This window comes from Streptococcus sp. ALY_208 (assembly GCF_058314295.1).
The window spans coordinates 1-1,408 of record NZ_JBZFUI010000018.1; the positions used below are offsets into that span (position 1 = coordinate 1).

Here is a 1,408-nt window from a genome sequence, read left to right on the forward strand (position 1 = left end):
TGTCAGCTTGGCTGAGGCATTCTCCACAGAGGTGCTGAGCCTCTGTATCCAATCCCTGTTCTTAGGAATGATAAAGGTGCCAGTCTTGCTGTCCCAGGAGCTGTTGGCTTGCTGGAGACCCTTTTCAAAGGCGGCTTTCAAACCGTCAATATGGGCAAATAATTCGGGAGAGGACGCATGAAAAGCACGAAGCTTCTCCAGCTTGTCCTCCAACTCTCGCTTACTGTCTTCTGCAATGTCTATCATCTTATGATAGCTAGCCATGCGCGAAGACGCATGTTTGTCAGATTTACTGCGTTTCATACTAGCTATCGCATCTCGGGCATTATTAATCCGAGCACTCAAGTCTGCTATCTGCTGTTCCAGCTCGGACTCCTTGAGACTCTCGTTAGCGACCTTCTCAATATAGGCTTCTGGAAACTTTTCAACCGCCTCTGCGACGGCTTGGGCTAAACGCTTCCCGCCATCAACCAAGGGGCGCAATACAGTAGCTGAAAATTGACGGGCAGAGCGGTAAGCTTTCCCCTTTAAATCAGCTTCACTATTTTCAAACTCTGAAAGAACAGCTGACAAAGCCTCATACTGGGCAATCTCTTGCTCCGCTATCTCTCTGGCACTGGCTGCCTGTGCTTGTGAGCGCTCTAAATACATATCAATACTCATCTGTTGCCATCTCCTCTAACTCTCTTTGCAGTCGTAAACGCTTCTCATAAACCTCATCTTGCTCATCTCGATTCTGTCGCTTAAGCTGCTCAAAATCTTGTCGGGACTCTTCAAAGAGATAACGCATATGATTTCTTTCTTGCTGGTAATCTTGATAACGCCAAGCTGGACGACCATCAAACTGATAAGCGTACCACAGCTCTTCTATGCTGAGACTCAGCTGACTAAAAGCATCCTCAGCTATGCCTTCTTCGTCTTCGAGTTTTCGCTCAGCACTGAGGAGGTCATACTCTCTTTCGATCAGTTCCTGTTCTTTATGATAGGTTTTGGATACTTCCTGTTCTTTTTGGAGGCGTTTTTGCTTTAGTGAGTTGTCTGCCATGATTGCCCTCTATTTATAATAACTTGATGCCCGCTGCCTGCTCACTATCAACAGCTTGAAAACCTTCGGCAACACTATGAATATTAGTCGAGGCAGTACGCATAAGTTCTGAGAGTTGTTGGCGGGCTATTTTAGTTAAATCTAGCACTTCATGGGCTTTCTCATTACCAGCAACCGTTGTGGTGTCATCTTTGGAGACGTCACCAAGGCTGGTCAGGCTATTGCCTTTTTCTGAAAATTGGGTCGCATGTAATTGAGCGACCGTCATCACACTTTTGATACTGTCCATAGAAATCTCCTAACTAGTCTCATATGATACTAGTTTACTGATACTTTAAGAGTTATGCAAGTCTTTTGATAGAT

The 1,408-nt window shown here is 45.4% G+C and carries 3 protein-coding genes; all 3 read right to left on the bottom strand.

Annotated elements, in window-relative coordinates; translation table 11 throughout:
- Positions 1 to 663: T7SS effector LXG polymorphic toxin (locus tag AC4HAI_RS08950; RefSeq protein ID WP_491111241.1), on the bottom strand; the 663-nt coding region annotated here is incomplete at its 3' end.
- Positions 653 to 1,045 (bottom strand): hypothetical protein, encoded by a 393-nt coding sequence (locus AC4HAI_RS08955; protein ID WP_491111242.1) that lies wholly within the window; start codon positions 1,043 to 1,045, stop codon positions 653 to 655. The genes AC4HAI_RS08950 and AC4HAI_RS08955, both read right to left, overlap by 11 nt.
- A gap of 13 nt (positions 1,046 to 1,058) precedes the next feature.
- Entirely contained in the window at positions 1,059 to 1,334 is a 276-nt protein-coding gene (locus tag AC4HAI_RS08960) for a TIGR04197 family type VII secretion effector (protein ID WP_491111243.1), read from the bottom strand.
- Between the last annotated feature and the right edge of the window lie 74 nt (positions 1,335 to 1,408).

Bases quoted from the DNA above. Each gene is read 5' to 3' on its own strand.
- AC4HAI_RS08955 (WP_491111242.1), bottom strand. From the start codon at position 1,045: ATGGCAGACAACTCACTAAAGCAAAAACGCCTCCAAAAAGAACAGGAA.
- AC4HAI_RS08960 (WP_491111243.1), bottom strand. From the start codon at position 1,334: ATGGACAGTATCAAAAGTGTGATGACGGTCGCTCAATTACATGCGACC.